General features: G+C 58.2%; 24 protein-coding genes. 12 read left to right on the top strand and 12 right to left on the bottom strand.

Annotated features, from left to right (window positions below):
• Positions 1-14 precede the first annotated feature (14 nt).
• The 4 genes from tagF to LAC65_RS08795 all read right to left on the bottom strand — a co-directional run bounded on the left by tagF (position 15) and on the right by LAC65_RS08795 (position 4,629).
• Entirely contained in the window at positions 15-713 is a 699-nt protein-coding gene (gene tagF / locus LAC65_RS08810) for a type VI secretion system-associated protein TagF (RefSeq protein WP_039384923.1), read from the bottom strand.
• Positions 714-726: 13 nt separating this feature from the next.
• Positions 727-2,841, bottom strand: a complete 2,115-nt coding sequence (tssM, locus tag LAC65_RS08805; RefSeq protein ID WP_039384917.1) for a type VI secretion system membrane subunit TssM — start codon at positions 2,839-2,841, stop codon at positions 727-729.
• The gene (gene icmH, locus LAC65_RS08800; RefSeq protein WP_039384916.1) at positions 2,841-4,055 is read right to left on the bottom strand and encodes a type IVB secretion system protein IcmH/DotU; all 1,215 of its coding nucleotides are present in this window, start codon (positions 4,053-4,055) and stop codon (positions 2,841-2,843) included. The genes tssM and icmH overlap by 1 nt, the downstream gene beginning before the upstream one ends.
• Positions 4,056-4,140: 85 nt before the next feature.
• Complete coding sequence (locus LAC65_RS08795; RefSeq protein WP_039385979.1) at positions 4,141-4,629, bottom strand: hypothetical protein; 489 nt, start codon at positions 4,627-4,629, stop codon at positions 4,141-4,143.
• 594 nt (positions 4,630-5,223) lie between these two features.
• Between LAC65_RS08795 and flhB the strand changes: the two genes are divergently transcribed.
• Genes flhB through flhE form a run of 3 tightly spaced genes read left to right on the top strand, consistent with a single transcriptional unit; the run spans position 5,224 to position 8,859 of the window.
• Complete coding sequence (gene flhB, locus LAC65_RS08790; RefSeq protein WP_039384913.1) at positions 5,224-6,378, top strand: flagellar biosynthesis protein FlhB; 1,155 nt, start codon at positions 5,224-5,226, stop codon at positions 6,376-6,378.
• Positions 6,371-8,458 (top strand): flagellar biosynthesis protein FlhA, encoded by a 2,088-nt coding sequence (gene flhA, locus LAC65_RS08785; protein WP_039384912.1) that lies wholly within the window; start codon positions 6,371-6,373, stop codon positions 8,456-8,458. The genes flhB and flhA overlap by 8 nt, the downstream gene beginning before the upstream one ends.
• Positions 8,458-8,859, top strand: coding sequence for a flagellar protein FlhE (flhE, locus tag LAC65_RS08780; RefSeq protein ID WP_071668897.1), 402 nt, complete (start codon positions 8,458-8,460; stop codon positions 8,857-8,859). The genes flhA and flhE overlap by 1 nt, the downstream gene beginning before the upstream one ends.
• A 45-nt stretch (positions 8,860-8,904) precedes the next feature.
• Here flhE and argS read toward each other — a convergent pair whose 3' ends face one another.
• Together argS and LAC65_RS18210 are read right to left on the bottom strand one after the other, a co-directional pair.
• Entirely contained in the window at positions 8,905-10,635 is a 1,731-nt protein-coding gene (argS, locus tag LAC65_RS08775; RefSeq protein WP_039384909.1) for an arginine--tRNA ligase, read from the bottom strand.
• A 174-nt stretch (positions 10,636-10,809) separates the two neighbouring features.
• Positions 10,810-10,932 (bottom strand): hypothetical protein, encoded by a 123-nt coding sequence (locus LAC65_RS18210; RefSeq protein ID WP_256390561.1) that lies wholly within the window; start codon positions 10,930-10,932, stop codon positions 10,810-10,812.
• Between the two features lie 310 nt (positions 10,933-11,242).
• Here LAC65_RS18210 and LAC65_RS08770 point away from each other — a divergent pair, with 310 nt between their 5' ends.
• Entirely contained in the window at positions 11,243-11,803 is a 561-nt protein-coding gene (locus LAC65_RS08770) for a VOC family protein (RefSeq protein ID WP_039384907.1), read from the top strand.
• Here the strand turns inward: LAC65_RS08770 and LAC65_RS08765 are convergent.
• Positions 11,800-12,939, bottom strand: a complete 1,140-nt coding sequence (locus tag LAC65_RS08765) for a MalY/PatB family protein (RefSeq protein WP_039384905.1) — start codon at positions 12,937-12,939, stop codon at positions 11,800-11,802. The genes LAC65_RS08770 and LAC65_RS08765 overlap by 4 nt on opposite strands.
• 85 nt (positions 12,940-13,024) lie before the next feature.
• Here LAC65_RS08765 and cutC point away from each other — a divergent pair, with 85 nt between their 5' ends.
• Together cutC and LAC65_RS08755 are read left to right on the top strand one after the other, a co-directional pair.
• The gene (cutC, locus tag LAC65_RS08760; RefSeq protein WP_039384902.1) at positions 13,025-13,777 is read left to right on the top strand and encodes a copper homeostasis protein CutC; all 753 of its coding nucleotides are present in this window, start codon (positions 13,025-13,027) and stop codon (positions 13,775-13,777) included.
• 268 nt (positions 13,778-14,045) lie between these two features.
• Positions 14,046-14,894 (top strand): hypothetical protein, encoded by an 849-nt coding sequence (locus LAC65_RS08755; RefSeq protein ID WP_039384901.1) that lies wholly within the window; start codon positions 14,046-14,048, stop codon positions 14,892-14,894.
• Between the two features lie 45 nt (positions 14,895-14,939).
• Here LAC65_RS08755 and cmoB read toward each other — a convergent pair whose 3' ends face one another.
• The 3 genes from cmoB to LAC65_RS08740 form a co-directional block, all read right to left on the bottom strand.
• On the bottom strand, positions 14,940-15,908 hold the full coding sequence (gene cmoB / locus LAC65_RS08750; protein ID WP_039384896.1) for a tRNA 5-methoxyuridine(34)/uridine 5-oxyacetic acid(34) synthase CmoB: 969 nt from the start codon (positions 15,906-15,908) through the stop codon (positions 14,940-14,942).
• A complete protein-coding gene (gene cmoA, locus LAC65_RS08745) occupies positions 15,905-16,633 on the bottom strand; it encodes a carboxy-S-adenosyl-L-methionine synthase CmoA (protein WP_039385978.1) in 729 nt (242 codons plus the stop codon). The genes cmoB and cmoA overlap by 4 nt, the downstream gene beginning before the upstream one ends.
• A gap of 77 nt (positions 16,634-16,710) precedes the next feature.
• On the bottom strand, positions 16,711-17,532 hold the full coding sequence (locus tag LAC65_RS08740) for a DUF72 domain-containing protein (protein ID WP_039384895.1): 822 nt from the start codon (positions 17,530-17,532) through the stop codon (positions 16,711-16,713).
• A 201-nt stretch (positions 17,533-17,733) separates the two neighbouring features.
• Between LAC65_RS08740 and aspS the strand changes: the two genes are divergently transcribed.
• The 6 genes from aspS to ruvB all read left to right on the top strand — a co-directional run bounded on the left by aspS (position 17,734) and on the right by ruvB (position 23,293).
• Complete coding sequence (gene aspS, locus LAC65_RS08735) at positions 17,734-19,515, top strand: aspartate--tRNA ligase (protein WP_039384894.1); 1,782 nt, start codon at positions 17,734-17,736, stop codon at positions 19,513-19,515.
• Positions 19,515-19,946, top strand: coding sequence for a dihydroneopterin triphosphate diphosphatase (nudB, locus tag LAC65_RS08730; RefSeq protein WP_039384893.1), 432 nt, complete (start codon positions 19,515-19,517; stop codon positions 19,944-19,946). The genes aspS and nudB overlap by 1 nt, the downstream gene beginning before the upstream one ends.
• A 270-nt stretch (positions 19,947-20,216) precedes the next feature.
• Positions 20,217-20,960, top strand: coding sequence for a YebC/PmpR family DNA-binding transcriptional regulator (locus LAC65_RS08725; protein WP_039384891.1), 744 nt, complete (start codon positions 20,217-20,219; stop codon positions 20,958-20,960).
• A gap of 36 nt (positions 20,961-20,996) precedes the next feature.
• On the top strand, positions 20,997-21,524 hold the full coding sequence (ruvC, locus tag LAC65_RS08720) for a crossover junction endodeoxyribonuclease RuvC (RefSeq protein ID WP_039384890.1): 528 nt from the start codon (positions 20,997-20,999) through the stop codon (positions 21,522-21,524).
• Between the two features lie 141 nt (positions 21,525-21,665).
• Positions 21,666-22,280 (top strand): Holliday junction branch migration protein RuvA, encoded by a 615-nt coding sequence (gene ruvA, locus LAC65_RS08715; protein WP_039384888.1) that lies wholly within the window; start codon positions 21,666-21,668, stop codon positions 22,278-22,280.
• 8 nt (positions 22,281-22,288) lie between these two features.
• On the top strand, positions 22,289-23,293 hold the full coding sequence (gene ruvB / locus LAC65_RS08710) for a Holliday junction branch migration DNA helicase RuvB (RefSeq protein WP_039384885.1): 1,005 nt from the start codon (positions 22,289-22,291) through the stop codon (positions 23,291-23,293).
• A gap of 69 nt (positions 23,294-23,362) precedes the next feature.
• Here the strand turns inward: ruvB and znuB are convergent, their stop codons facing one another.
• Together znuB and znuC are read right to left on the bottom strand one after the other, a co-directional pair.
• Entirely contained in the window at positions 23,363-24,148 is a 786-nt protein-coding gene (znuB, locus tag LAC65_RS08705) for a zinc ABC transporter permease subunit ZnuB (RefSeq protein ID WP_039384882.1), read from the bottom strand.
• The gene (gene znuC, locus LAC65_RS08700; RefSeq protein WP_039385977.1) at positions 24,145-24,900 is read right to left on the bottom strand and encodes a zinc ABC transporter ATP-binding protein ZnuC; all 756 of its coding nucleotides are present in this window, start codon (positions 24,898-24,900) and stop codon (positions 24,145-24,147) included. The genes znuB and znuC overlap by 4 nt, the downstream gene beginning before the upstream one ends.
• Positions 24,901-24,959: the final 59 nt, after the last annotated feature.

Raw genomic sequence — 24,959 nt, 5'->3', positions numbered from 1 at the left:
GCAAACGTGCCGGCTTATTCAAACATGGGTGGATAGAGGCCATTACGTCCCGGCTGCGCACCCGCCGCCGGGTTAAATAACAGTGAAAAAAGCTCTGCGGTCAGCGGGCCGCTGTGTTTATGGGTGGCGTGGGCAAAGCCGTCACTGCGATTGCTCCACCAGTAGCTGATATGCTGCTGCGGTTCAAACCGTTCTGCCACTTCCTGCCAGCTCAGGGTGCAGGGAAGATCCGCAAAACCGATGACATCCATAATATCGCTGCGCTGATTGCCGGGCACCAGCAGGGGTGAGAGCTGCTGCATCTCTGCTTCCAGGCTCTCCGGCAGGGTGCGAGCGCGCACCGCTGACCAGAGCAGCCCGCCCAGTTCGCGAAACCAGTCGCCGGAGATAGTCAGCTGCGCCGGGTGCCACTCATTCAGCGTAAAGGTGCGCAGGGCCAGCAGCGGCCAGGCGCGTCCTACGCGATCGCACGAGGGCAGCAGGCAGCCCATCTGCACCTGCTGACGCAGCGGCGACAGCGGCAGAACAAAGTTCCACACCGGCGCGCGCAAAAAGAGCTGCGTGCTGGCATGCTGCTGCTGATGCCAGTGGGTGAGTCCCTGCTGAAACCAGTGACTCCAGGGGGAGACCGTGGCCTCGCTCAGGCGCTGCCGCAAAAAATCGCCGGTAGCGGGGAGTTTGCCATACCAGCCCGGCACGCTGTGGTTCGCCATGTTTACCTCACCGTCACTCACTATAGCGGGTCAGCTGTCCGGCAGAGGCCTCTGGCGCGGTCGCCAGCACGCTGCTCTCCTGACCCGCCCGTTTCAGGTTTTCTGCAAGCTTGCGCATCATCAGCGCGTTATCACGTGCATAGGGTGAAGATTGTATCTGCTGATCGAGCAGCTGACTGAGATGCCAGTCGAGCTGCTGCAGATCGCGCACGCTGACATCGGCCGGCAGCGTGCGCTGCAGATTTTCGATCAGCCAGCTGCGCAGAAACGTGCCGTCGTAATTTCGCGGCTGATAAAGCATCTGATAGGCGCGCAGCGCGTTGCGGCTGTAAGCGTTATCGGTGCCAGGATCGTCGCGCAGCAAATGCGTGATCTGCTGCGCCACCCGCGGCAGCAGCAGAGACTTAAGCGCATTTTGATAAAGCACCCAGGCCGCGTCGCTGACCTGTGTGCCGCGATAGAGTCCGGCGCGCATAGTAAGCGGCGGATTATCCAGCGAAAAGCGCTCGGACAGCGGCAGCTTTACCAGGTTATTTAAGAAGGGTAGCAGATCAAAAATATTATCGACGGGCTGATGTGTGACCTGCTGACTCTGCTGCGTCAGGGGCGCAATACGGCTCGCCACCTGATCAAGATAGCGCTGGTTTTGCACATAGCTGGTAAGCCATAAGCCGCACAGCAGAAGCAGCGCACCCGCCAGCGCGCCATAGCCGATCCAGTGCAGCAGACGGTTGCGGTATTCCCAATGGCGGTTGCTGCCGGCAAGGCCGCTTTCGCGAAACACCAGTTCGCTGAGCAGATCGCGGATAAAGTAGCTCTGGCCTTTATTGCCCGGAATAGGATTACTGCGGTTAACGCTGTCCCAGGCTGCCAGGGTGTGGTCACCGCTCTGCGGCAGCTGCAGCTTGCGATTAAGGGCGCCCATAATGCGGTCAAACGGCAGGCCTTCCTGGGTCCCGCTGGTAAAAAACAGCCCGCGGGCAGACCAGGCAATATCCTCCTCATGACGGGAGAAGATCACGTCCAGATACTCATTAAGCAGCGGGCGCAGGGAACCAAACTCCTGCGGAAAGAGAAAGCTGTCAGCGCGCTGCATCAGATCGCGGTCGGCCGCCATGCGCTCCGCCAGCTGCTGCTTAAGCTGCTGCTCAAGCCGCTGAAAACGTGCCGTAAAACTGCTCTGCCACTCGTCTTTGTGAGGTTTGCCCGGCTCCCAGGGAAAGGTAAATCCCCAGATGGCATCCCGCTGCGGCTTGCTGAGGCCCGCATGAAAGCTCAGAAATCCCTTCAGCAGATCCGTTTTGGTTACCATGATATAGACCGGAAAATGGATACCGGTTTGCTGATGCAGCTCAGCCATACGGCAGCGCAGCGCCGTGGCCTGCGCATGCCGCGCCTCTGCGGTGTCGGTCAGCAGGTCGGCCACGCTGATGGTGAGGATCACGCCATTAATTGGCTGACGCGTGCGGTAGCGCTTGAGCAGGTTGATAAAGCTCTGCCACTCGGCGCTGTCGCGCGCGCGCTGGCTCTCCTGCAGCGCATAGCGCCCGGCGGTGTCGATCAGCACGGCGCTGTCGGTAAACCACCAGTCGCAGTGACGGGTGCCGCCTACGCCACGCACTGCGCTATTGCCGTGCGTATCCGTAAGGGGAAAAGAGAGGCCGGCGTTCAGCAGCGCGGTGGTTTTGCCCGCGCCCGGTGCGCCGACAATCAGATACCACGGAAGCTCATAAAGATAGTGACTCTGAAAACGCGCCAGCCAGCTTTTTTGATGATGGCGACCAAACTGCGTGCGTTTCAGACGCAGCGCGGCTTCGCTAAAGCGCTGTGCCAGCACCTGTTCGGTGGAGTGACGATCGGAGAGCTCTTCCTGACTCATGCTCTGGAGACGATTCAGCAGCTTGCTATTGAACCAGCCGCGCCATATTGCCGGAATAAGCTGAAACAGCGTCCAGCAAAAAAAGAGCAGGGCCACGGCCAGCTGCCGGGAGAAAACCGGCTCCAGCGGTCGGGTCTCACCCCATACCCAGAGCGGGCCAAGCATCCACACCAGGCAGCTGAGGGCGGTAACACCAATCAGACTCCAGAGCAGGCGATGAGTCAGCAGGTGACGAACAGATGTGCGCATCAGCGTTGGCCCTCCGGGGTAGCCGCTGCTTCCGGCGCAGCGAAGAGTGTGATCTCAACCCGGCGGTTGCGGGCGCGGTTTTCATTGCTGTCGTTAGGCAGCAGCGGATTACTGTCGCCGCGCCCCTCAGCTTTAACGCTCTGCCCCGACGCCAGCTGCGTCGTCAGCAGCTGCGTAATAGCGCGCGCGCGGGCCAGTGAAAATTCATAGCTGGAGGCGAAACGTCCATCGACGGCGCGGTTATCGGTATAGACCGAGACCAGAACGGTTCCTTTAACGCTTTTCATAGCGCTGGCGACGTGCGCCAGCAGCGCGCGGCCGACCGGGTTTACAACGGTGCCGTCCGGAACAAAAAGTTTATCGGCGGGAATAATGACTTTGCTGCCAAACGCGCCATCGCTGACCTCCAGCTGGCCGGCGGCAATCACATCATTCAGACGCTGGCGCAGATCGAGCAGCGCCTGCGGTGAAGCGGGGCGTCGTCCGGGCATGATCTGCGGCAGGGGAGTCTGATAGATATCGCGCAGCAGCGGTTCAGCCGCATTGCCGAGCCGCCAGTTCAGCATGCTGTAGACCATGCAGGCGATAAGCGCCGCCACGGTGGCACAGGCCCAGAGCGGGACCATCGGCCGCGTCAGGCTGTTCACTAACGGATGCACCTCGACCAGCGGCGTTGCGGTGTTACTCTCTGCAGCGCGCGCGTCGTGGATCAGCTGCGCCAGACGTTTGCGGATCCCTTCACACTGCGTGCGACCGCTTTCGCTGCCGCGGTAGCGACCTTCATATCCCAGCAGCAGACAGTAGTGGATGACTTCCAGCAGCCAGAGATGCTGCTGCGGACTTTGCGAAACGCGGGAGAGAAGCTGAAAGAATTTTTCACCCCCCCAGCTCTCATTGTGAAAACTCACCAGCATGCCGTTGCCTGACCAGACGCCGCGCGTCCCCCACGGCGTCTGTGCCGCCGCCTCATCCAGCACGCTGCAAAGACAGTAGCGTGCGCCGATGATCATCTCAAACGGCAGGCCAGCCTGCTTGCAGCGCTGTTCAAACAGCCGGATTTCATCAATCAGCAGCTGGCGCAACCCGGCCGGATCGTCATGCGTGGCAGCCTGCCGGATGCGGACAACAGCATTCAGCACCGGGGCGGCGGCGTTCAGCAAAAGGTTATCGTTGCCCGCGCTGATATCCTCGCGGGCAATGGGATCCTGCATCATTAACTCTCGTTTTTCCTGGCGATGACGGCGCTATTTTGCCATAAACTGCGGTATGACTGTCGCCAATATGCGCCAGATTGTTGACTCAATCCAGGATCCAGGTCGCGGTATCAGTGGTGCGGCACGCCTTACTGGCACCGCCTACTGCCACGCACACCTGTTTAGCGCGACGCGGTTTCGGGCGATCGCTGCGCAACGTGGCGTCATAGCGGCTGGTCTCAACGGCCGCTTTAGGGGGGATATAGCCTATCAGCTGGCCTTCAGGCTCTTCAGCAATCGCCAGCCAGTTATGCTCCACCCGGCCAAGCACTTCAAAGCGCTGGGCGTTATCAAGGTAGCGCACGACTTTACCGCCGTAGTCAGGGGTGGTCATAACGGAAGCGGCGTAGAGTGCGCGCCAGGATGCGTTGACGGGGGTGAACTCTGCCGGTGCGGCAACCGCATAACGATGCGTCAGGGTAACGCCGTTAACCGTACTGGTTACCAGCGTATCCTCTGTCACTGCCGGCGGCGGGGTTTTGCACCCGGCCAGCGTCAGGGTCGCCAGCAGCGTAAGCATAAGCGTTTTTTTCACCATCATCCTTATCATTCCATCAGATTAATTGCAGAGTAACAGTGGGCGTACCCGGCGAGTATGAACATAGTGTGTTGCGAAAAAACCACGAAAAACAGCCAGATCTCTTCAGGACAACGTGCGTCTCAGTCTACCTAAGACTTTTGAGAATTCAAACTATTGCATCGCGGTAAATTGCGTGTTAGCACCATAACATCACGCCTGAAGCCGCAGAGGAGGTCTGCAGAAGGCTGCAACAGTTAAGCGACTTTTACGGTTCACCCGGCATCGGGCAGGCCGGGTAGCGAAGAATCTTTTCAGGCAAACGTCTGTCCGGGATAAAACATTATAAAAGTTTATGTTTTACAGTGAAATTAATAATGTGATCTCTTTGCAGAAAATTCTCATTTTAAGATTTTCTGCGCCTGTTCAGATCCCCAAAACCCCGATCGCGTCACGTCTTTTGTGCGCTGTTTCTGCTGAGAAAACGGACAGGGCACGACAACGATTTTACTTATGACGCAATAAGCAGGTTATTTCGTCGTTTAATCCGCGCTTCACTCCCGGGTAAGTTTGTCATCCTGTACTCAGAATTTCTGCCAGCTGAGGTGTGCTGTGTCTGAAGAGAGTAGCAGCGAGGACAAAACAGAATCGCCCACCCCCCACCGACTTGAGAAAGCGCGGGAAGAGGGGCAGATCCCGCGATCGCGCGAGCTGACATCGGTGCTGATGCTGCTGACCGGGCTGATGATCCTCTGGCTTGGCGGTTCCCACATGGCCACGCAGCTTGCCCGTATGGTGGCAACCGGTTTTCGCTTCGATCACGGTATGGTGAACGATGACAAAATTATTGTGGCGCATATCGGCAATCTGGTCATGCAGGCAGTGGTGGCGCTGCTGCCGCTGATGGGCGGGCTGGTAATTGTTGCCATGGCGGCCCCGATGGCGCTGGGCGGCATTCATATCAGCGGTAAGTCGATCAAACTCGATTTTAAGAAGCTCAACCCGCTGCCAGGCATAAAACGCCTCTTTTCCGGCCAGAGCGCGGCTGAACTGGTGAAGGCGATCCTCAAGGCGGTGCTGGTAGGGGTGGTAGCGGGCTGGTATCTCTGGAGCCACTGGCAGGAGATGCTGCGGCTGATCGCGGAATCGCCGGTTAACGCGCTGCACCATGGCCTGAGTATGGTCGCCACCAGCTGCGGGCTGGTGATGCTGGGTCTGTTTCCGATGGTCGGTTTTGATGTGTTCTGGCAGCTCTACAGCTATTTCAAAAAGCTGCGCATGACGCGTCAGGAGATCCGCGACGAACATAAACAGAATGAGGGCGATCCGCACGTGAAGGGGCGGATCCGTCAGGCGATGCGCGCGGCAGCCCGCCGCCGCATGATGGCTGATGTACCGAAAGCTGACGTGATTGTGACGAACCCGACGCACTACTCGGTGGCGCTGCAGTATCAGGAAGGCAAGATGAATGCGCCAAAAGTGGTGGCGAAAGGCGCAGGTGACATCGCGCTGCGCATCCGTGAAGTGGCAAAAGAGCACCGTGTGCCGATCCTTGAAGCGCCGCCGCTGGCGCGAGCGCTCTATCGGCATACTGAAATTGGTCAGTTTATCCCCGGTGCGCTGTACGCTGCCGTAGCGGAAGTGCTGGCCTGGGTCTGGCAGCTGCGGCGCTGGAAGCGTGAAGGCGGCCTGATCCCGACCAAACCTAAGCATCTGCCGGTCCCGGCAGAGATGGACTTTGCAGGAGAGAACAGAGACGATGGCTAATCTGGCCGAAAAGCTGCGTTTACCGGGCAGTTTTAAAGAGACGCAATGGCAGGTGCTGGCAGGACCGGTGCTGATAATGTTGATCCTGTCGATGATGGTGCTGCCGCTGCCCGCCTTCATTCTCGATCTGCTGTTTACCTTTAATATCGCACTATCGATCATGGTGCTGCTGGTGGCGATGTTCACCCAGCGCACCCTGGAGTTTGCGGCATTCCCCACCATACTGCTGTTCTCAACGCTATTACGCCTGGCGCTGAACGTCGCCTCCACCCGTATCATTCTGCTGGAAGGGCATACCGGGGCCGACGCAGCGGGCCGCGTCGTGGAAGCGTTTGGCCACTTTCTGGTCGGTGGAAACTTTGCCATCGGTATCGTGGTGTTTATCATTCTGGTGATCATCAACTTCATGGTCATCACCAAAGGCGCTGGCCGTATTGCGGAAGTCGGCGCCCGCTTTGTACTGGACGGAATGCCCGGCAAGCAGATGGCGATCGATGCCGATCTTAACGCCGGTCTGATTGGCGAAGATGAGGCCAAGCGTCGCCGTTCCGAAGTGACGCAGGAGGCCGATTTCTACGGCTCAATGGATGGTGCCAGTAAGTTTGTGCGCGGGGATGCCGTCGCCGGTATTCTCATCATGGTGATCAACGTCATCGGCGGCCTGCTGGTGGGCGTTGTGCAGCATGGGATGGATGTTGGCCACGCCGGTGAGACCTATACGCTGCTGACTATCGGTGATGGCCTGGTGGCGCAGATCCCGGCGCTGGTGATCTCCACGGCAGCAGGCGTCATCGTCACCCGCGTCGCCACTGACCAGGATGTCGGTGAGCAGATGGTCGGGCAGCTGTTTAATAATCCACGCGTGCTGATGCTCAGCGCCGGGGTAATCGGCCTGCTTGGTCTGGTGCCCGGCATGCCTAACTTTGTCTTTCTGCTGTTTACCGGCGCGCTGCTCGGGCTTGCCTGGTGGCTGCGCGGCCGTGAGATGCAGCCGAAGAAGCAGCCTGAATCAGCCAGCCTGATGAAAACCCAGGAGACGCCCGCCACGGTTGAGGCCTCCTGGACCGACGTTCAGCTGGAGGATTCGCTGGGTATGGAAGTGGGCTATCGCCTCATTCCGATGGTTGATCATACCCAGAATGGCGAGCTGCTGGGCCGTATCCGCAGCATCCGTAAAAAAGTGGCGCAGGAGGTTGGTTTTCTGCCGCCGGTGGTACATATCCGCGACAACATGGAGCTGCCGCCCGCACGCTATCGTATTCTGATGAAAGGCGTGGAGATTGGCAGCGGTGACGCCTACCCTGGCCGCTGGATGGCCATTAATCCCGGCACCGCAGCCGGCAGCCTGCCAGGCGAGCCTACCGTTGATCCGGCGTTTGGCCTGGCGGCGATCTGGATCGACAGCGCCCTGAAAGAGCAGGCGCAGATTCAGGGTTATACCGTGGTTGAGGCAAGCACCGTGGTGGCAACGCACCTCAACCACCTGATTGGACAGTATGCCAGCGAGCTGTTTGGCCGGCAGGAGGCGCAGCAGCTGCTGGATCGCGTTACTCAGGAGATGCCGAAGCTGACGGAAGATCTGGTGCCGGGGGTAATCAGCCTGACCACGCTGCATAAAGTGCTGCAGAACCTGCTTACCGAGCGGGTATCAATCAGGGATATGCGCACCATCATCGAAACGCTGGCGGAGCACGCGCCGGTGCAGAGCGACCCACAGGAGCTGACCAGCGTAGTACGCGTGGCGCTGGGGCGGGCGATCACCCAGCAGTGGTTCCCGGGCAGCGGAGAGGTGCAGGTTATTGGCCTGGATGCCATGCTGGAGCGTCTGCTGCTGCAGGCGCTGCAGGGCGGCGGTGGCCTGGAGCCAGGGCTGGCCGATCGTCTGCTGATGCAGGCACAGGCGGCGCTGCAGCAGCAGGAGATGAGCGGTGCGCCGCCTGTCCTGCTGGTGAACCATCCGCTGCGTGCGCTGCTGGCGCGCTTCCTGCGGCGTAACCTGCCGCAGCTGGTGGTACTTTCCAATCTGGAGCTGAGTGACAATCGCCAGATCCGCATGACCGCCACGATTGGAGGCAAATAATGCGGCGCTGCTATCCGTTAATGTTGCTGCTGCTGTTCACACCGCTGGCGGGCATAGCCGCTACCGGTGCGTGGAGCGCCAGCGTCAGCGGTCCCGGACTTGGGGCACGCGGCAGCTGGCTGTTATCGCCAGCGCTCAGGGCGCCTTCTGCGGCACCCGGCAACATCGCCGTGGTGAACTGGCGCTATCAGCTCAGCCGTCCGGCACCGTCCGGGCTGGTGGTGCGCCTCTGCGCCAGCCAGCGCTGCGTGGAGCTGGATGGTGCCAGCGGATCCACGCGCGGTCTGGCGCTGATCCCGGCCGAAGAGCCGCTCTATCTGGCGTTTGGCTTTCAGGGGCAGGGAGCGCTGCCGCCGGGTCTGCGGGTGCTCAGCAGTGAAGTGACCGTAAACTATCGGTAATAACAAAAAACCCGCACAAGGCGGGTTTTTTATCAGCTGCCGTCATTACATCCGTTCGACGGTTTTAATCCCCAGCGTATCCAGCCCCTGTTTCAGGGTCTTCGCGGTGAGAGCCGCCAGCTGCAGGCGGCTGTTGCGTACAGACGCCTCTTCAGCCGCCAGAATCGGGCAGTGCTCATAGAAGCCGGAGAAGAGTCCGGCCAGGTCATACAGATAAGCACACATAACATGCGGCGTGCCATCACGCGCAACCTGCGTGATCACCTCTTCAAACTGCAGCAGGCGCGTGGCCAGCAGCGCTTCGCGCTCATCCGTCAGCGTAATCTCACCGCTCAGGGTCTCTGCATCCAGACCCGCTTTACGGAACACCGACAGGACGCGGGTATAGGCATACTGCATATAAGGCGCGGTATTGCCCTCAAATGCCAGCATGTTGTCCCAGTCGAAAATGTAATCTGTGGTACGGCTCTTGGAGAGATCGGCATATTTAACCGCGCCGATGCCAACAATTTCCGCCAGATCGGCCAGTTCCTGCGGCGACATCTCCGGATTTTTAGCGCTGACCAGCGTATGGGCACGTTCAACGGCTTCATCCAGCAGATCCGCCAGCTTGATGGTGCCGCCGCTGCGGGTTTTAAACGGACGGCCATCTTTGCCCAGCATCATGCCGAAGGCGTGGTGCTCAAGCGGCACGGAGGCTGGCACATAGCCCGCTTTACGTACGATGGTCCATGCCTGCTGCAGGTGCTGATGCTGGCGCGAGTCGATATAGTAGAGCACGCGATCGGCGTGCAGCGTTTCATAGCGATATTTCGCGCAGGCGATATCGGTAGTGGTATAGAGATAGCCGCCATCCTTTTTCTGGATGATAACGCCCATCGGCTCGCCTTCCTTGTTTTTATACTCATCAAGGAAAACCACCGTCGCGCCTTCGCTGGTGACCGCCAGACCCTTTTCACGCAGGTCAGCGACAATGCCTGGCAGCATATCGTTGTAGAGGCTCTCTCCCATGACATCATTACGCGTCAGGGTGACATTCAGACGGTCATAGACCAGCTGATTCTGACTCATGGTGATATCAACCAGCTTTTTCCACATGACGCGACAATACTCATCGCCGCCCTGCAGCTTGACGACATAGCTGCGCGCGCGCGCGGCGAACGCTTCATCTTCATCGTAAGTACGCTTTGCTTCGCGATAAAATGCTTCCAGATCGGCGAGAGCAATATCAGCATGATCTTCATTCTGCTGCTTTTCCAGATAGGCGATAAGCATGCCAAACTGCGTACCCCAGTCGCCGACGTGATTAGCCCGGATCACATTGTGACCCAGAAACTCCAGCGTCCGCACCGCCGCATCGCCGATGATGGTGGAGCGCACGTGGCCCACGTGCATCTCTTTCGCCACGTTAGGTGCCGAGTAGTCGATAACAATGGTTTGCGGTTCAGGTTTGCTGACGCCGAGATCGGGCTGCTGCAGCGCCTGCGCGGCCTGCTGTGCCAGCCACTGGCGCTCGAGGAAAATATTGATAAAGCCAGGCCCTGCAATCTCGGTATGACTGGCAATGCCGGTCAGATCCAGATGCTTCACCACCTGTTCAGCCAGCTGACGCGGTGCCTGGCCCAGCCGTTTTGCCGCGCCCATGATGCCGTTCGCCTGATAATCACCAAACTGGACTTTAGCTGACTGACGAACCAGCGGTTCGCAATCGTCGGGCGCACCCGCTGCACGCATCGCCTGACTGACTTTATCGGAAAGAAGAGCCTGAATATTCACCGCGTTACCTTCATATGCTGAAAAGGCCCGTCAGCAGAGGACGAGCCGATACCATCATCCCGCGCTTGTGTCGGGACGGAAAAAAAGAGAGGGGAAGTATACGTGAAATGTTAGGATGCGTCAGCAACAGCAGTCGGCCCGGACCGGTAAGCTGACGGCAAAACCGCGCGCCGATTAACGGCGGCGCGGGTGACGACGAGGGTTTTTGACGCTTTTGTCTTCACGCACTTTCCAGTGGCGGGAAATGGCGAATCCCGTTAAGGCAATGAGAGCCGCGACAACAATGAGCATAGACATAGAGCCGTTCCTTGTGAGGTAGAAACTCAAATTTATAAGAAAGGGGGGTTATCTGCAATTCATTGGCGGCCAAATAAGAGTTATCTCATTGTGTAAAGATTCGTCAATATAATCATAAGGTTATCTTGTTTTTATAAAGTTAAGCCTGGTCCTGATTGAAAGAATAATCTGAATGTAAGCCTGTTTTTATCTGGTTTTGACGGTTTTTATTGACTAAATCGGATGAATCCGAAGCTTTTGTCAGGCTGCAAAAGCTGGCATATTGATTTTAATGATTAATTTCACTGAACAGACGTTGAGGTTTCAGGCAATGAAGCTGGATTTTCCCCCGGAGTTAGACGATTTAACAGAAGATTTTTGCCGTTTTGAGCAGGCGCTGCAGGCTTTTGCTGCGCGACTCGGACTTTCACCGCAGGCACATGAGATTGATCATCTGGCCGTGCGCTGTCACCAGTTTGCTACCGCCGAACGCTGGAAGCGCGGCTTTTTGCAGATTGGTGAGCTCTTTTCAGAAGCGATGATTAACGGTCGACCGATCTGTCTGTTTAAACTCCGGCAGCCGGTTACGCTGGCAGGGCAGCAGGTTGATGTCATCGAGTTGCCCTGGCCGGGCGCGAAGCTTTACCGGCACGAGGGCTGGGAACATATTGAAATCGTCCTGCGCGGTGAGCCGGAAACGCTGGGCATGCGCGCTATGGCGCTGCTCTCTGATACGGCGTTGACGCAGCCCGGCATCTCTTTTAAAACCAGCGCGCCGCAGGGCGAAAATGAACGCCTGCCTAATCCTGTGCTGGCCGTCACCGATGGTGAAACCACGATCAAGTTTCACCCCTGGCGACTTGAGGAAATTGTCGCCAGCGAGCGCGATTAACGCCGGGCTTCCGCCGCCTGCTCCAGACGCGCTGCCGCTTCCTGCAGGGTGGCGCGCGTACAGCCAAAATTGAAGCGGACAAAGCGGTCATCGCCAAAATCGCCTCCGGGCGAGAAGCCGAGCCCGTACTGCTCAAAATAGCGCGCCGGGTTTTCACTCTGCAGGCCGCTGGCGTCAATCCAGCCGAGATAGGTCGCGTCCGGCACGACCATATCGAGGCCGGGCAGTGCATCAATGCGGCTCGCCAGCCAGTCGCGGTTTGCGCGCAGATAGGCAATTTGCGCCTGCAGCCACGCATCACCCTCGCGCCACGCCGCCTCGGCGGCAACCAGCGCCAGAATATCCACGCCCGGCACGATCCCCTCACGCACCTGCTTAAAGCGCCGGCGCAACGTATCATCGGGAATAATGGCCATAGAGGCGCCCAGCCCGGCGATATTGAAACTTTTAGAGGGAGAGATAAGCGTTATGCTGCGCTGTGCGGCATCCTCACTCAGCGCGGCAAACGGCGTGTGCTGCACGCCCGGCGTAAGCACCAGATCGGCATGGATCTCATCTGAACAGACGATAAGATCGTGACGCTGCGCAAATGCGAGCTGGCGGGAGAGTTCATCGCGCCGGTATACCGTGCCGCCGGGGTTTTGCGGGTTGCACAGCATCAGCAGTCGCTCGTTGCCCGTCATCTCCGCCCGATCTATGTCCATGACCCAGCGATCTTTTGTCCGCTGCAGCGGCAGACTGAGCTGCGCGCGATCGGCCAGCCGGGAAGCGCCGCGAAACGGCGGATAGATGGGCGCAGGCGCCACGGTACGTTCTCCGGCTGCGGTAAAAGCACGCACGGCAATGTTAAGTCCGCTTACCACACCCGGCAATATCACTATCCATTCCGGCCTGATAATCCAGTCATAACGCTCCGCCATGCGCTGCACGATAATCTCTGTCAGTCCGGCAGGCGTGACACCGTAACCAAATACGCCGTGTGCGACTCGTTTTTGAATGGCCTCAATAATACAGGGTGGCGAGCGAAAATCGGTATCTGCAATCCAGAGTGGCAGCACATCACGGTCACGATATTTGTGCCATTTAAGACTATCACTGTGACCGCGGTCTATCCGTTGATCAAAATCGAATACCATAGTGCGCTTTCCACGTAAAATGAGTGAGTAACAGACTAACCGAAGCTACCCCCTCTGAGCCAGCAGTCGTGATAAGGAGAAACCGATGACGAAACTGGAAATTTGTTGCTACGGCATTGATTGCGCAGTGACCGCCCAGCGCGCCGGTGCCGATCGCGTAGAGCTTTGCAGCGCCCCGCGCGAGGGCGGGCTGACGCCATCAGCGGGCATGCTGCAGGCCGCGCTGCGCGAGCTGACTATTCCGGTGCATCCCATCATCCGGCCGCGCGGCGGCGATTTTTGCTACTCCCGTCTGGAGTTTGACATCATGAAATCGGATATCGCGCAGATACGCGAATGGGGCTTTCCCGGCATCGTCGTGGGCGTTCTGGATGAAGATGCGCATATCGATGTGCCGCGTATGCAGCAGATTATGCAACTGTGCGATGGCCTGGCCGTGACGTTTCACCGGGCGTTTGATCTGTGCCACAGCCCCAGGCGGGCGCTGGAGGTGCTGACCGATCTGGGTGTCGCGCGCATTCTGACGTCAGGCCAGCAGCAGAGTGCAGAAACAGGAATTGCACTACTCAGGGAACTTAATCAATTAAGCACGGGTCCAATCATTATGGCCGGTGCTGGTGTACGCCTGAGCAATCTGCAGAAGTTTCTGGATTGCGGCTTGCAGGAGGTCCACAGCTCAGCCAGTCGCGCCATCGCTTCCCCTATGCGCTATCGCAAAGCGGGTGTTTCGATGTGCGCCGAAGCAGAAACCGATGAATTCAGCCGTTCCTGCGTTGATGGTGACGTAATAGAAGCCATGAAAAGTATGATGCAGATGAACGTTAACCGGGTCGCCTGATCCGCTATCGATTTTGCCGCACAGCACGCCACCAACCCTGACGTGATGTTTGCAAGTACCACGCCCCAGTCATTTGCTGGGGTTTTTTTTATGCCGTTAAAAACGCGCAGGTGAGCCGGCTGCCGGCAAACATAGCCTGTTCTGCGGTTGATTCAGCCCCTTGTATATTCGCTATACCCGGCATAATTTTCTTCTCCGCCCGCCATCTGCATAGCGATTTGCCCGAAAAGGTGCTTTGCTTAACAGATGGCTCCATGCGGATAACCCTATGAAATGCCACCTTTGTGCAACGCTGTTGCTGACATATTTAGCTGCCTGCCCGACGCAGGCGGCCACCGCTCCCTGTCCGCCGCTCAGCCATAACATCAGCAGCAGCAATCTCTGGATCCTGCTGGGCGGCGCGGCAAAAGGCGCGGTGCGGCAGGTTATTGCCGGGGAGTTTGGTAAAGACGTTGACTCCCAGAAACGCGTGCTGGGCCAGTTTGACCGCTGCGGCGACCTGATGGTGGCTGATATCAGCTACGATAAGCGCGAAGGGAATATTGTGCTGAGCATGGAGCAGCATATTGCCCGCGTACAGCGCGGCTGGGTAGCGGAGTACGCCTGGCGGGTTACCGCGATTAAGTCGGGGCGTGAAGAAGTGGTGGATCAGCGACAGGGTACGCTGAGCTGGCGCAAAGGGCCGCAGGGAAACATCATCAGCGCCACCGATAAATTCGTGAATATGGGCAGTGAGGGTTCTGCAGCGATCGCCTATCATTACGACCCGCGATTACGGGTGCAGAAGAGCGTCACGCGCGGCAGCGATAAACAGAATAACGGTGAAAACCGCTGGCGCTGGAATGCGCAGGATCGGGTGGTTGAGACGCAAAGCGCGCGCAGCCGGGAGATCTGGCGTTATGATAAGCAGTGGCGCGAGCTGGGATTAAGCGGGCTGGCGACCACGCCGGTCAGCACGCTGCACTCTACGGACACCTGTCAGCTCTGGGATGAAGCCGGCAACTGTACGCTGAGTTTTCTGCACGAAAAAGAGGTGTTTGCCAAAGGCACTATCGAGCGTCATCTTACTTCCGCCTATAAATATCAGTACTGGGATCGGTCAGCAGATGAGCAGTAGCAGGATAATACCTGACGCGCCGCGATGCCGTCGCGGCGCGTATTTTCAGGGCTTGCGGGCAACCAGTACGGCGCGCAGCGGCGCGGGGTAACCCTCAACAGTTTTGCTGCTATCGGCCGGATCGAGAAACTCTGCCAGCGACTCGCTGGTCATCCAGCTGGTGCGACGCTGCTCTTCCACGGACGTGACCGCATAGTCGGCAATGCGTACATCAACAAAACCGCACTTCTCCAGCCAGCCTTTCAGCGCTGCCGCTGACGGAATAAAGTAGACGTTGCGCATCTGCGCATAGCGCTCACCCGGTACCAGGACGGCATGTTCATCGCCCTCAATCACCAGCGTTTCCAGCACCAGCTCACCCTCGCTCACCAGCTGATTTTTCAGCTGCAGCAGATGATCGAGCGGTGAACGGCGGTGGTAGAGCACGCCCATTGAGAATACGGTATCAAACGCCTGCAGCGCGGGCAGCTGTTCAATGCCGAGCGGCAGCAGATGCGCGCGGCGATCGTCACCCAGCAGCTTACGTACCGCTTCGAACTGGCAGAGAAACAGCTGCATCGGGTCGATGCCCACCACCATCTGCGCGCCAGCGCCCAGCATACGCCACATGTGATAGCCGCTGCCGCAGCCAACGTCCAGAATCGTCCGCCCGGCGAGCGGAGAGATATGGGGTAACACCCGATCCCATTTCCAGTCAGAGCGCCATTCCGTGTCGATCTCCGTACCGTAAAGCGCATAGGGGCCTTTACGCCACGGCATCAGATTACGCAGCAGCTTTTCAATACCGGCGCGCTGGCGATCGGTCAGATCGTCACGCTGCGCGCTGACGCTGTGCACCAGATCCAGCGTTTGCGGCGTCAGCAGCGGCAGATACTCCACCGCTTTTTCCCAGTTGCGAAAATGTCCGTGCAGATTGTCACGCTGCCAGGCCGCGATTTGCGCCGGCAGAACTTCCAGCCAGCTCGCCAGCGGGCCGGTGGCGATTTGCTGATAAAAACGGCCAAAGTCGATCATTTCAGCGCCACCAGTGAACCAAAGTTGAAGCACTGGAACCAGAGTTCTGCATGAGCAAAGCCCGCCGCTTTAAGGCGGGCTTTGTGCGTTTCCACGCTGTCGGTCAGCATGACATTCTCCAGCATGCTGCGCTTCTGGCTAATCTCCAGTTCGCTGTAGCCGTTGGCACGCTTGAAATCGTGATGCATGTTAAACAGCAGTTCGCCCACCTCAGCATCTTCAAAGCTGAACTTTTCTGACAGCACCAGGGCGCCGCCGGGATTCAGGCCGCGGGCAATTTTTTCCAGCAGCGCAATGCGGGCGTCAGGCGCCAGAAACTGCAGCGTAAAGTTGAGCACCACCAGCGAAGCGTTCTCAATTTCGATATCGCGGATATCGGCCTCCAGCACTTGTACCGGCGTATCGGCACGAAAGGCGTCGATATGGCGGCGGCAGCGCTCAACCATCGCCGGCGAATTATCCACGGCAATAATCTGGCAGCCGGGTACGCGGATGTTACGGCGCACCGAAAGAGTGGCGGCCCCCAGTGAACACCCGAGGTCATACACCTGGCTGTCGGGCTGTACAAAGCGTTCTGCCAGCATACCAATCATTGAAATGATGTTGGAGTAGCCGGGCACCGAGCGCTGAATCATATCGGGGAAGACTTCAGCCACGCGCTCGTCAAAGGTCCAGTCACCCAGCTTATCGATAGGTGCGGAAAATAGCGTATCGCGGTCAGACATAATGGAAAATCCGAAGAGAAAAACGGAAAGGGCGCTATTCTGGCAGAAAGTCGCCTCTGCTGCACCCGTTTCCCTGCTCAGAACAGCGCGCTCTGCTGCGGCCACGCTGGCAGGTCGCGCAGGCCGGGTTCCAGCGCCTGCAGCTGTGGCCAGAGCGCCTGCACCAGCGGAAACACCTCTCCCATATCCGGCGTATGAATAAACAGCAGCGGATCGCTCTCTATCTGCCACGCTGCCAGCTTGCTGCGCCACGGCGGAAAGAGAGCTTCGCTCTCTGCCACGCTATCGCTGCCGATAAACCGGACCATCGGCTGAGTGCCGGTGCGCACCGCATGTGGCGGCACGCGCGGTTTTTTCGCCCGCGCGTCGATAGCGGCAGCCGATTGTGAGGCAGAAGCGTGCACCGGCCGGCTGTCGAGTACCACCCGGTTAACGCCGCGCGCGTGCAGGCCACGGTTTAGCTGGCGCTCCGCCTCGCCACGGGCAAAAAATGCCTGATGACGCACTTCAACGCCATAGCTGAAGCTGCGCGGCAGGCTATCCAGAAAGCGCCACAGATCGTCAAGCTGTGCCGGTGAAAAACTGGCGGGCAGCTGCAGCCAGTATTGCCCCAGGCGCGTGCTGAGCGGATCCAGCAGGCGAAAAAAATCGCTGACTAAATCATCACAATTACGCAGAGCAGCCTGATGAGAGATGGTTGCGGGAAATTTAAAGCAGAAGCGGAAATCGTCATGCGTCATGTCGCGCCAGCGCTGCACCACCTCAGGTTTTGGCAGCGCATACAGCGTTGTATTCCCTTCTACGCAGCTAAACAGACGCGCATAATCCTCCAGCGTGTGCAGACCAAACTGTTTCCACTGCGGGTGATGCCATTGTGGTAGACCAATACGAAGCGTCAAAACGGACTCCGGATGCCGGTTGTAAGAGAAAGCGGGCAGAAGATAACGCATAAATGCCGATGAATTAGCTGCTTTGCAGCAGCTCTACTTATCCTGCCTGGCTTTTTCCATTATAATAGCTGCCTTTTTTGCGGCAGCATCTTCAGAGGTTACGCGCCCTGATGCTGCCTGGCAGCAGCGGCGAAGTTAAAAGGATACGTTATGCGTACAGAATATTGCGGACAGCTCAACCTGTCTCATGTGGGTCAGCAAGTTACTCTCTGCGGCTGGGTTAATCGCCGTCGCGATCTCGGCAGCCTGATTTTTATCGATATGCGTGACCGCGAAGGGATCGCTCAGGTGTTTTTTGATGCCGATTATCAGGAGGCTTTCCAGCTGGCGTCTGAGCTGCGCAACGAATTCTGCATCCAGATCACCGGTACGGTGCGCGCGCGTGAAGAGAAAAACCGCAACAGCGATATGGCGACCGGCGATATCGAAGTGTTTGCCCACGCGCTGACCATCATTAATCGCGCGGAGCCGCTGCCGCTGGACTCCAACCAGGTCAATAGCGAAGAAGCGCGTCTGACCTATCGTTACCTCGATCTGCGTCGCCCGGAGATGGCACAGCGCCTGAAAACGCGCGCCAGAATTACCAGCTTTGTTCGCCGCTTTATGGACAGTGAAGGTTTCCTGGATATTGAAACGCCGATGCTGACCAAAGCAACGCCGGAAGGCGCGCGCGACTATCTGGTGCCAAGCCGCGTGCATAAAGGCAAGTTCTATGCGCTGCCGCAGTCGCCACAGCTGTTTAAGCAGCTGCTGATGATGTCCGGCTTCGATCGCTACTATCAGATTGTAAAATGCTTCCGCGATGAAGATCTGCGGGCCGATCGCCAGCCTGAATTTACGCAAATCGACGTTGAAACCTCCTTTATGAGCGCGGAAGAGGTGCGGGAGAAGATGGAGCGCCTGATCCGCGAGCTCTGGCTTGAGATCAAAGGCGTTGATCTGGGTGATTTCCCGCTGATGACGTTTGCAGAAGCGATGAACCGCTACGGCTCTGATAAACCCGATCTGCGTAATCCGATGGAACTGGTGGACGTTGCCGATCTGCTGAAAGACGTAGAGTTTAAGGTGTTCTCTGGTCCGGCGAACGACGCCAAAGGACGGGTTGCTGCGCTGCGCGTGCCGGGCGGTGCGACGCTGACGCGTAAGCAGATTGATGAATATACGAAGTTTGTTGAGATTTATGGTGCACGTGGCCTGGCATGGATGAAAATCAACGCCCGCGCCAGTGGCGCTGAAGGCGTGCAGAGTCCGGTGGCTAAATTCCTGACGCCTGAGATCGTGGAAGCGATTCTGGATCGCACCGGCGCGCAGGATGGCGATCTGATCTTCTTTGGCGCCGATCGCGCTAAAGTTGTGGCGGATGCGCTGGGTGCACTGCGCCTGAAAGCTGGCCGCGACCTGAAGATCACCGACGAGAAAGCCTGGGCACCGCTCTGGGTCATCGACTTTCCGATGTTTGAAGAGGATGACGAAGGCGGTCTGGCAGCGATGCACCATCCGTTTACCTCACCTAAGTCGCTTACGGCGGAGCAGCTGGCAGCCGAGCCGACGCAGGCAGTGGCTAATGCCTACGATATGGTGATCAACGGCTACGAAGTGGGCGGCGGCTCTGTGCGTATCCACAACGGGACGATGCAGCAGACCGTGTTCAGCATTCTCGGCATTACGGCTGAAGAACAGCAGGAGAAGTTTGGCTTCCTGCTGAACGCGCTCAAATATGGTACGCCGCCGCACGCCGGTCTGGCGTTTGGCCTTGATCGTCTGACTATGCTGCTCACCGGCACCGATAATATTCGTGACGTGATCGCTTTCCCGAAAACCACGGCGGCAGCCTGTATGATGACGGAAGCACCAAGCCTGGCAAATCCAGCTGCGCTGAGCGATCTGGGCATTCAGATTGTCGCGAAGAAAGAAAAGCCAGAGCAGCAGTAATGGGCTTTAAACATCCGGTATCGGTGCTGGTGGTGATCTTTGCGCGAGATACCGGCCGGGTGTTGATGCTGCAGCGGCGCGATGATCACGGCTTCTGGCAGTCGGTCACCGGCAGTCTGGAGCCGGGTGAAACGCCGGCTCAGGCTGCAGCACGCGAAGTGGCGGAAGAGCTGGCGATCGATATCTGTGGCGAAGGGCTGCAGCTTGAAGATTGCCAGCGGCAGATTGAATTTGAGATCTTCCCTCATTTTCGTCACCGCTATGCGCCAGGCATAACGCACAATCGCGAGCACTGGTTCCGGCTGGCGCTGCCGGCTGAACGGATGCCGCTGCTGAGTGAGCACCTGGCTGCCCGCTGGCTGATCGCTGAAGAGGCTGCGGCGTTAACCAAATCCTGGAGCAATCGCCAGGCGATTGAAGAGTTTATCTGAGCGAGCGCCGCCGCGTGTTTTCCGGTGGCAACCAGGGTAAATTCCACACATTCGACGAAGCGTATTCCCTTCGTCCAACTATCGTGTGCTGTTTTATCAAACCGCACCGCTAACATTGAGCAGTCAGGCGTTATCGGCGCAGCGCAATTGTTCATCGTCAGCGCCACCACCGCCGCGCAGATCTCTGCGTGCGGATGGCGTGGATGCTGCCGGGGATAAGAGCGCAGGCAAGATAGCCTGCACCCTGTAAAAGATCGGAGAAAATGTAAGATGGCTGGTCACAGTAAATGGGCGAACACAAAACATCGTAAGGCGGCGCAGGACGCCAAGCGCGGCAAGATCTTTACTAAAATCATTCGCGAGCTGGTCACTGCCGCGAAGCTGGGCGGCGGCGATGCAGGTTCTAACCCGCGTCTGCGCGCAGCGATGGATAAAGCGCTCTCAAATAACATGACGCGCGACACCATGAACCGCGCCATTGCACGCGGCGTCGGCGGCGAAGATGATTCCAATATGGAAACCATTATTTATGAAGGCTACGGTCCGGGCGGCTCTGCGGTAATGATCGAATGCCTGAGTGACAACCGTAACCGTACCGTCGGAGAAGTGCGCCACGCCTTCACCAAAACCGGCGGTAATCTGGGCACTGACGGCTCTGTCTCCTATCTCTTCAGCAAAAAAGGAGTGATCTCCTTTGCTCCGGGTCAGGATGAAGATGCGGTGATGGAAGCAGCACTGGAAGCGGGTGCGGAAGATGTGGTGAGCTATGATGACGGTGCCATCGATGTCTTCACAGCGTGGGAAGAGCTGGGCAACGTGCGTGATACGCTGGAAGCGGGCGGTCTGAAAGCTGACAGCGCTGAAGTCTCCATGATCCCGTCAACCAAAGCAGAACTGGATGCAGAAACGGCACCAAAACTGCTGCGGCTGATCGATATGCTGGAAGATTGCGACGACGTGCAAGAGGTTTATCACAACGGTGAGATCTCTGACGAGGTGGCGGAAACGCTGTAATGGCGTGGTTATTTTTCCGGCAACCGGAGGCGTGCTGTGGCGATTATTCTCGGGATTGACCCCGGCTCGCGCATTACCGGCTACGGCGTTATCCGTCAGACCGGCCGTCAGCTGAGCTACCTGGGCAGCGGCTGTATCCGCACCAACGTGACCGATTTACCGGGACGCCTGAAGCTGATTTATGCCGGCGTCTGCGAAATCATCACGCAGTTTTCGCCTGACTACTTTGCGATTGAGCAGGTGTTTATGGCGAAAAATGCGGATTCGGCACTGAAACTTGGCCAGGCTCGCGGCGCAGCGATTGTGGCCGCGGTCAATGCCGATTTGCCGGTGTTTGAATATGCGGCGCGGCAGGTCAAACAGACGGTTACCGGAACCGGCGGGGCGGAGAAGAGCCAGGTGCAGCATATGGTCCGCACGCTGCTGAAACTGCCGGCCAACCCGCAGGCGGATGCGGCAGATGCGCTGGCTATCGCCATCACCCACTGCCACGTTAGCCAGAATGCGGCGCGCATGAGCGACAGCAAACTGGTGATGACGCGCGGGCGGCTGCGCTCGGGTTAAGCTGCCATCAGACGCGCTAACAGGCTGGATATGCATCCAGCCTTTTTTATGTTATACATAGCCGCTATCACACCGCCAGCGGCTGCGCTGGTCACAGGGAATACCCTGCACCGCTTACTCACAGATTAAGGAATTGCTCAGGTGATTGGTCGTTTACGAGGCAACATTCTGGAAAAACAGCCGCCGCTGGTGCTGCTTGAAGCGCACGGCGTCGGTTATGAAGTGCATATGCCAATGACCTGCTTCTACGAGCTGCCGGAGATCGCCCAGGAGGCGGTCATTTTCACCCATTTCGTGGTGCGTGAAGATGCCCAGCTGCTGTTTGGTTTCAACAGCAAACAGGAGCGCGCGCTCTTTCGCGAGCTGATCAAAGTCAACGGCGTTGGCCCCAAGCTGGCGCTGGCGATCCTATCGGGCATGTCAGCGCAGCAGTTTGTGACCGCTGTTGAGCGTGAAGAGGTCGCCTCGCTGGTGAAGCTGCCGGGTGTCGGCAAAAAAACCGCTGAGCGCCTGGTGGTTGAGATGAAAGATCGCTTTAAAGGCATGCATGGCGACCTCTTTGGCGGCGACTCAGCCTTCACGCTGACGACCCCAGCGGTCGCGCCGGAGAGCAACGACGCTGAAGCAGAAGCGGCGGCTGCACTGGTGGCACTGGGATATAAACCGCAGGAAGCCAGCCGCATGATCAGCAAAGTGGGCAAACCTGACGCAGACTGCGAAACCCTGATCCGCGAAGCGCTGCGTGCAGCTATCTGAGGTAACACATGATTGAAGCCGATCGCCTGGTCTCGGGCAGTTCATATAATGAAGAAGAGAGCCTGGATCGTGCTATTCGCCCGAAGCTGCTCGCGGAGTATGTCGGTCAGCCGCAGGTGCGCGAACAGATGGAGATTTTTATCCAGGCGGCGAAGCTGCGCGGCGATGCACTTGACCATTTGCTGATTTTCGGCCCGCCGGGGCTGGGAAAAACCACGCTGGCGAATATCGTGGCGAATGAGATGGGCGTTAATCTGCGCACGACGTCAGGGCCGGTGCTGGAGAAAGCGGGCGATCTGGCGGCGATGCTCACCAATCTCGAACCGCACGACGTCCTGTTTATTGATGAGATCCACCGTCTCTCCCCGGTAGTGGAAGAGATGCTCTATCCGGCAATGGAAGATTATCAGCTGGATATCATGATCGGTGAGGGGCCGGCCGCCCGCTCAATCAAGCTCGATCTGCCGCCGTTTACCCTGATTGGCGCGACGACGCGCGCCGGGTCGCTGACCTCCCCGCTGCGCGATCGTTTCGGCATTGTCCAGCGGCTTGAGTTCTATAACGTGCCGGATCTGCAGCACATTGTCAGCCGCAGCGCGGCCTGTCTCGGCCTGACGCTGAGTGAAGAGGGCGCGCTGGAAGTGGCCCGTCGCGCACGTGGTACCCCGCGTATCGCCAATCGTCTGCTGCGCCGCGTGCGTGATTTTGCCGATGTCCGTGCCGCAGGCAACATGAGCGGTGACGTGGCGGCCAGCGCGCTGGATATGCTGAATGTCGATACGCAGGGTTTTGATTACATGGACCGCAAGCTGCTACTGGCGATTATCGATAAGTTTATGGGTGGCCCGGTAGGGCTGGATAACCTGGCGGCAGCAATAGGCGAAGAGCGCGAAACGATCGAGGATGTCATAGAGCCTTTCCTGATCCAGCAGGGATTTATTCAGCGTACGCCGCGCGGCCGTATGGCAACGCAGCACGCTTACCGGCACTTTGATATCGTGCGCGAAGAGTAGGGTGCAGCACGCAGGCAGACAAAAAACGGGCACCTCAGGTGCCCGTTTTGCATCGCGAAAACGGAGGGCTCAGACAGCCGGTTTTTTTATCATGCTGAGTATAAACAGCACGGCGGCGCAGAGCACGACAGAGGGGCCGGCAGGGGTATCATAGGTGGCGGAGAACGTCAGGCCACCGGTCACGGCGATCAGTCCGGCGAGCGTTGCACAGCCCGCCATCTGTTCCGGAGAGCGCGAAAAGCGGCGCGCCGTTGCGGCAGGGATAATCAGCAGTGAGGTAATAATCAGCGCGCCGACAAACTTCATTGCGACGCCGATCGTCAGGGCGGTCACCAGCATCAGCATCAGCCGGGTACGCTGAATATTCACGCCGTCAACCTGCGCCAGCTCCGGACTGATGGTCATAGAGAGCAGGGCGCGCCACTGCCACGCCATTACCACCAGTACAATGGCAACGCCGCCGCCCATCAGCCAGAGATCGTCTGGCGTAATCGCCAGCAGGTCACCAAACAGGTAGGCCATAAGATCAACGCGGACTCCCTGCATCAGGCTGACCACCACCAGACCAAGTGAAAGCGCGCTGTGCGCCATAATCCCTAACAGCGTATCAATGGCCAGATGCGGGCGACGTTCCAGCCATACCAGGCCGAGCGCCAGACAGATTGTCACCAGGATAACCGCGTAGTAAGGGTTAACGTTCAGCAGCAGGCCAAAAGCCACCCCCAGCAGCGAGGCGTGCGCCAGGGTATCGCCAAAGTAGGACATACGGCGCCAGACCACAAATGAGCCGAGCGGTCCGGCCGCCAGCGCCAGCAGCGCGCCGCCGAGCCAGCCGGGAAGTAATAATTCAATCATGACGGGCTGTTTCCTTTGCGTAAAACGATACGTCCCTGTAGGTCGTGACGATGGTTATGCTGATGCCGGTAAATGGCCAGCTGCTGTGCGCCGCGCGGACCAAACATGGCGATAAACTCAGGATGCTGCGACACCGCTTCCGGCGTACCGGAACAGCAAATATGGTGGTTAAGGCACAGCACTTCGTCGGTTTTCGCCATCACCAGATGCAGATCGTGTGAGACCATCAGCACGCCGCAGTTAAGTTCGCGTCGCAGCTGATCGATTAAATCGTAAAGCGCCACCTGACCGTTTACATCAACGCCTTGGGTCGGTTCATCCAGCACCAGCAGCTGCGGCTGGTTCAGCAGGGCGCGCGCCAGCAATACGCGCTGCGTTTCACCACCGGAGAGTTTCTGCAGCGGCGCCTGCAGCAGATGCCCGGCCTGTACGCGCTTCAGCGCCGGCAGGATATCGGCACGCCTGCTGCCGCCTGTCAGACGCATAAAGCGTTCTACGGTAACCGGCAGCGTGGGATCGATATGCAATTTTTGTGGCACGTAGCCAATACGCAGACCCGGCGCGCGCTGTACACTGCCGCGGTCCGGCGTCAGCAGACCTAAAACCGTTCGCACCAGCGTTGACTTGCCGGCGCCGTTAGGGCCCAGCAGGGTCAGAATTTTACCAGGCTGAAGCGTCAGCGAGATACCTGCCAGCACACGGCGCTGGGCAAAGGTCACTGAAATATCGTCAAGTGTAACAAGTGAAGACATATAATTTACGGGTTGCATTGAAATTAGAATGTTATAATATCACATTCCATCACCCAGTC

Source organism: Pantoea eucrina, from assembly GCF_020079945.1.
In the GTDB taxonomy this organism is placed as follows: Bacteria; Pseudomonadota; Gammaproteobacteria; order Enterobacterales; family Enterobacteriaceae; genus Pantoea; species Pantoea eucrina.
This window is presented reverse-complemented; position numbering and strand designations above follow the sequence as displayed.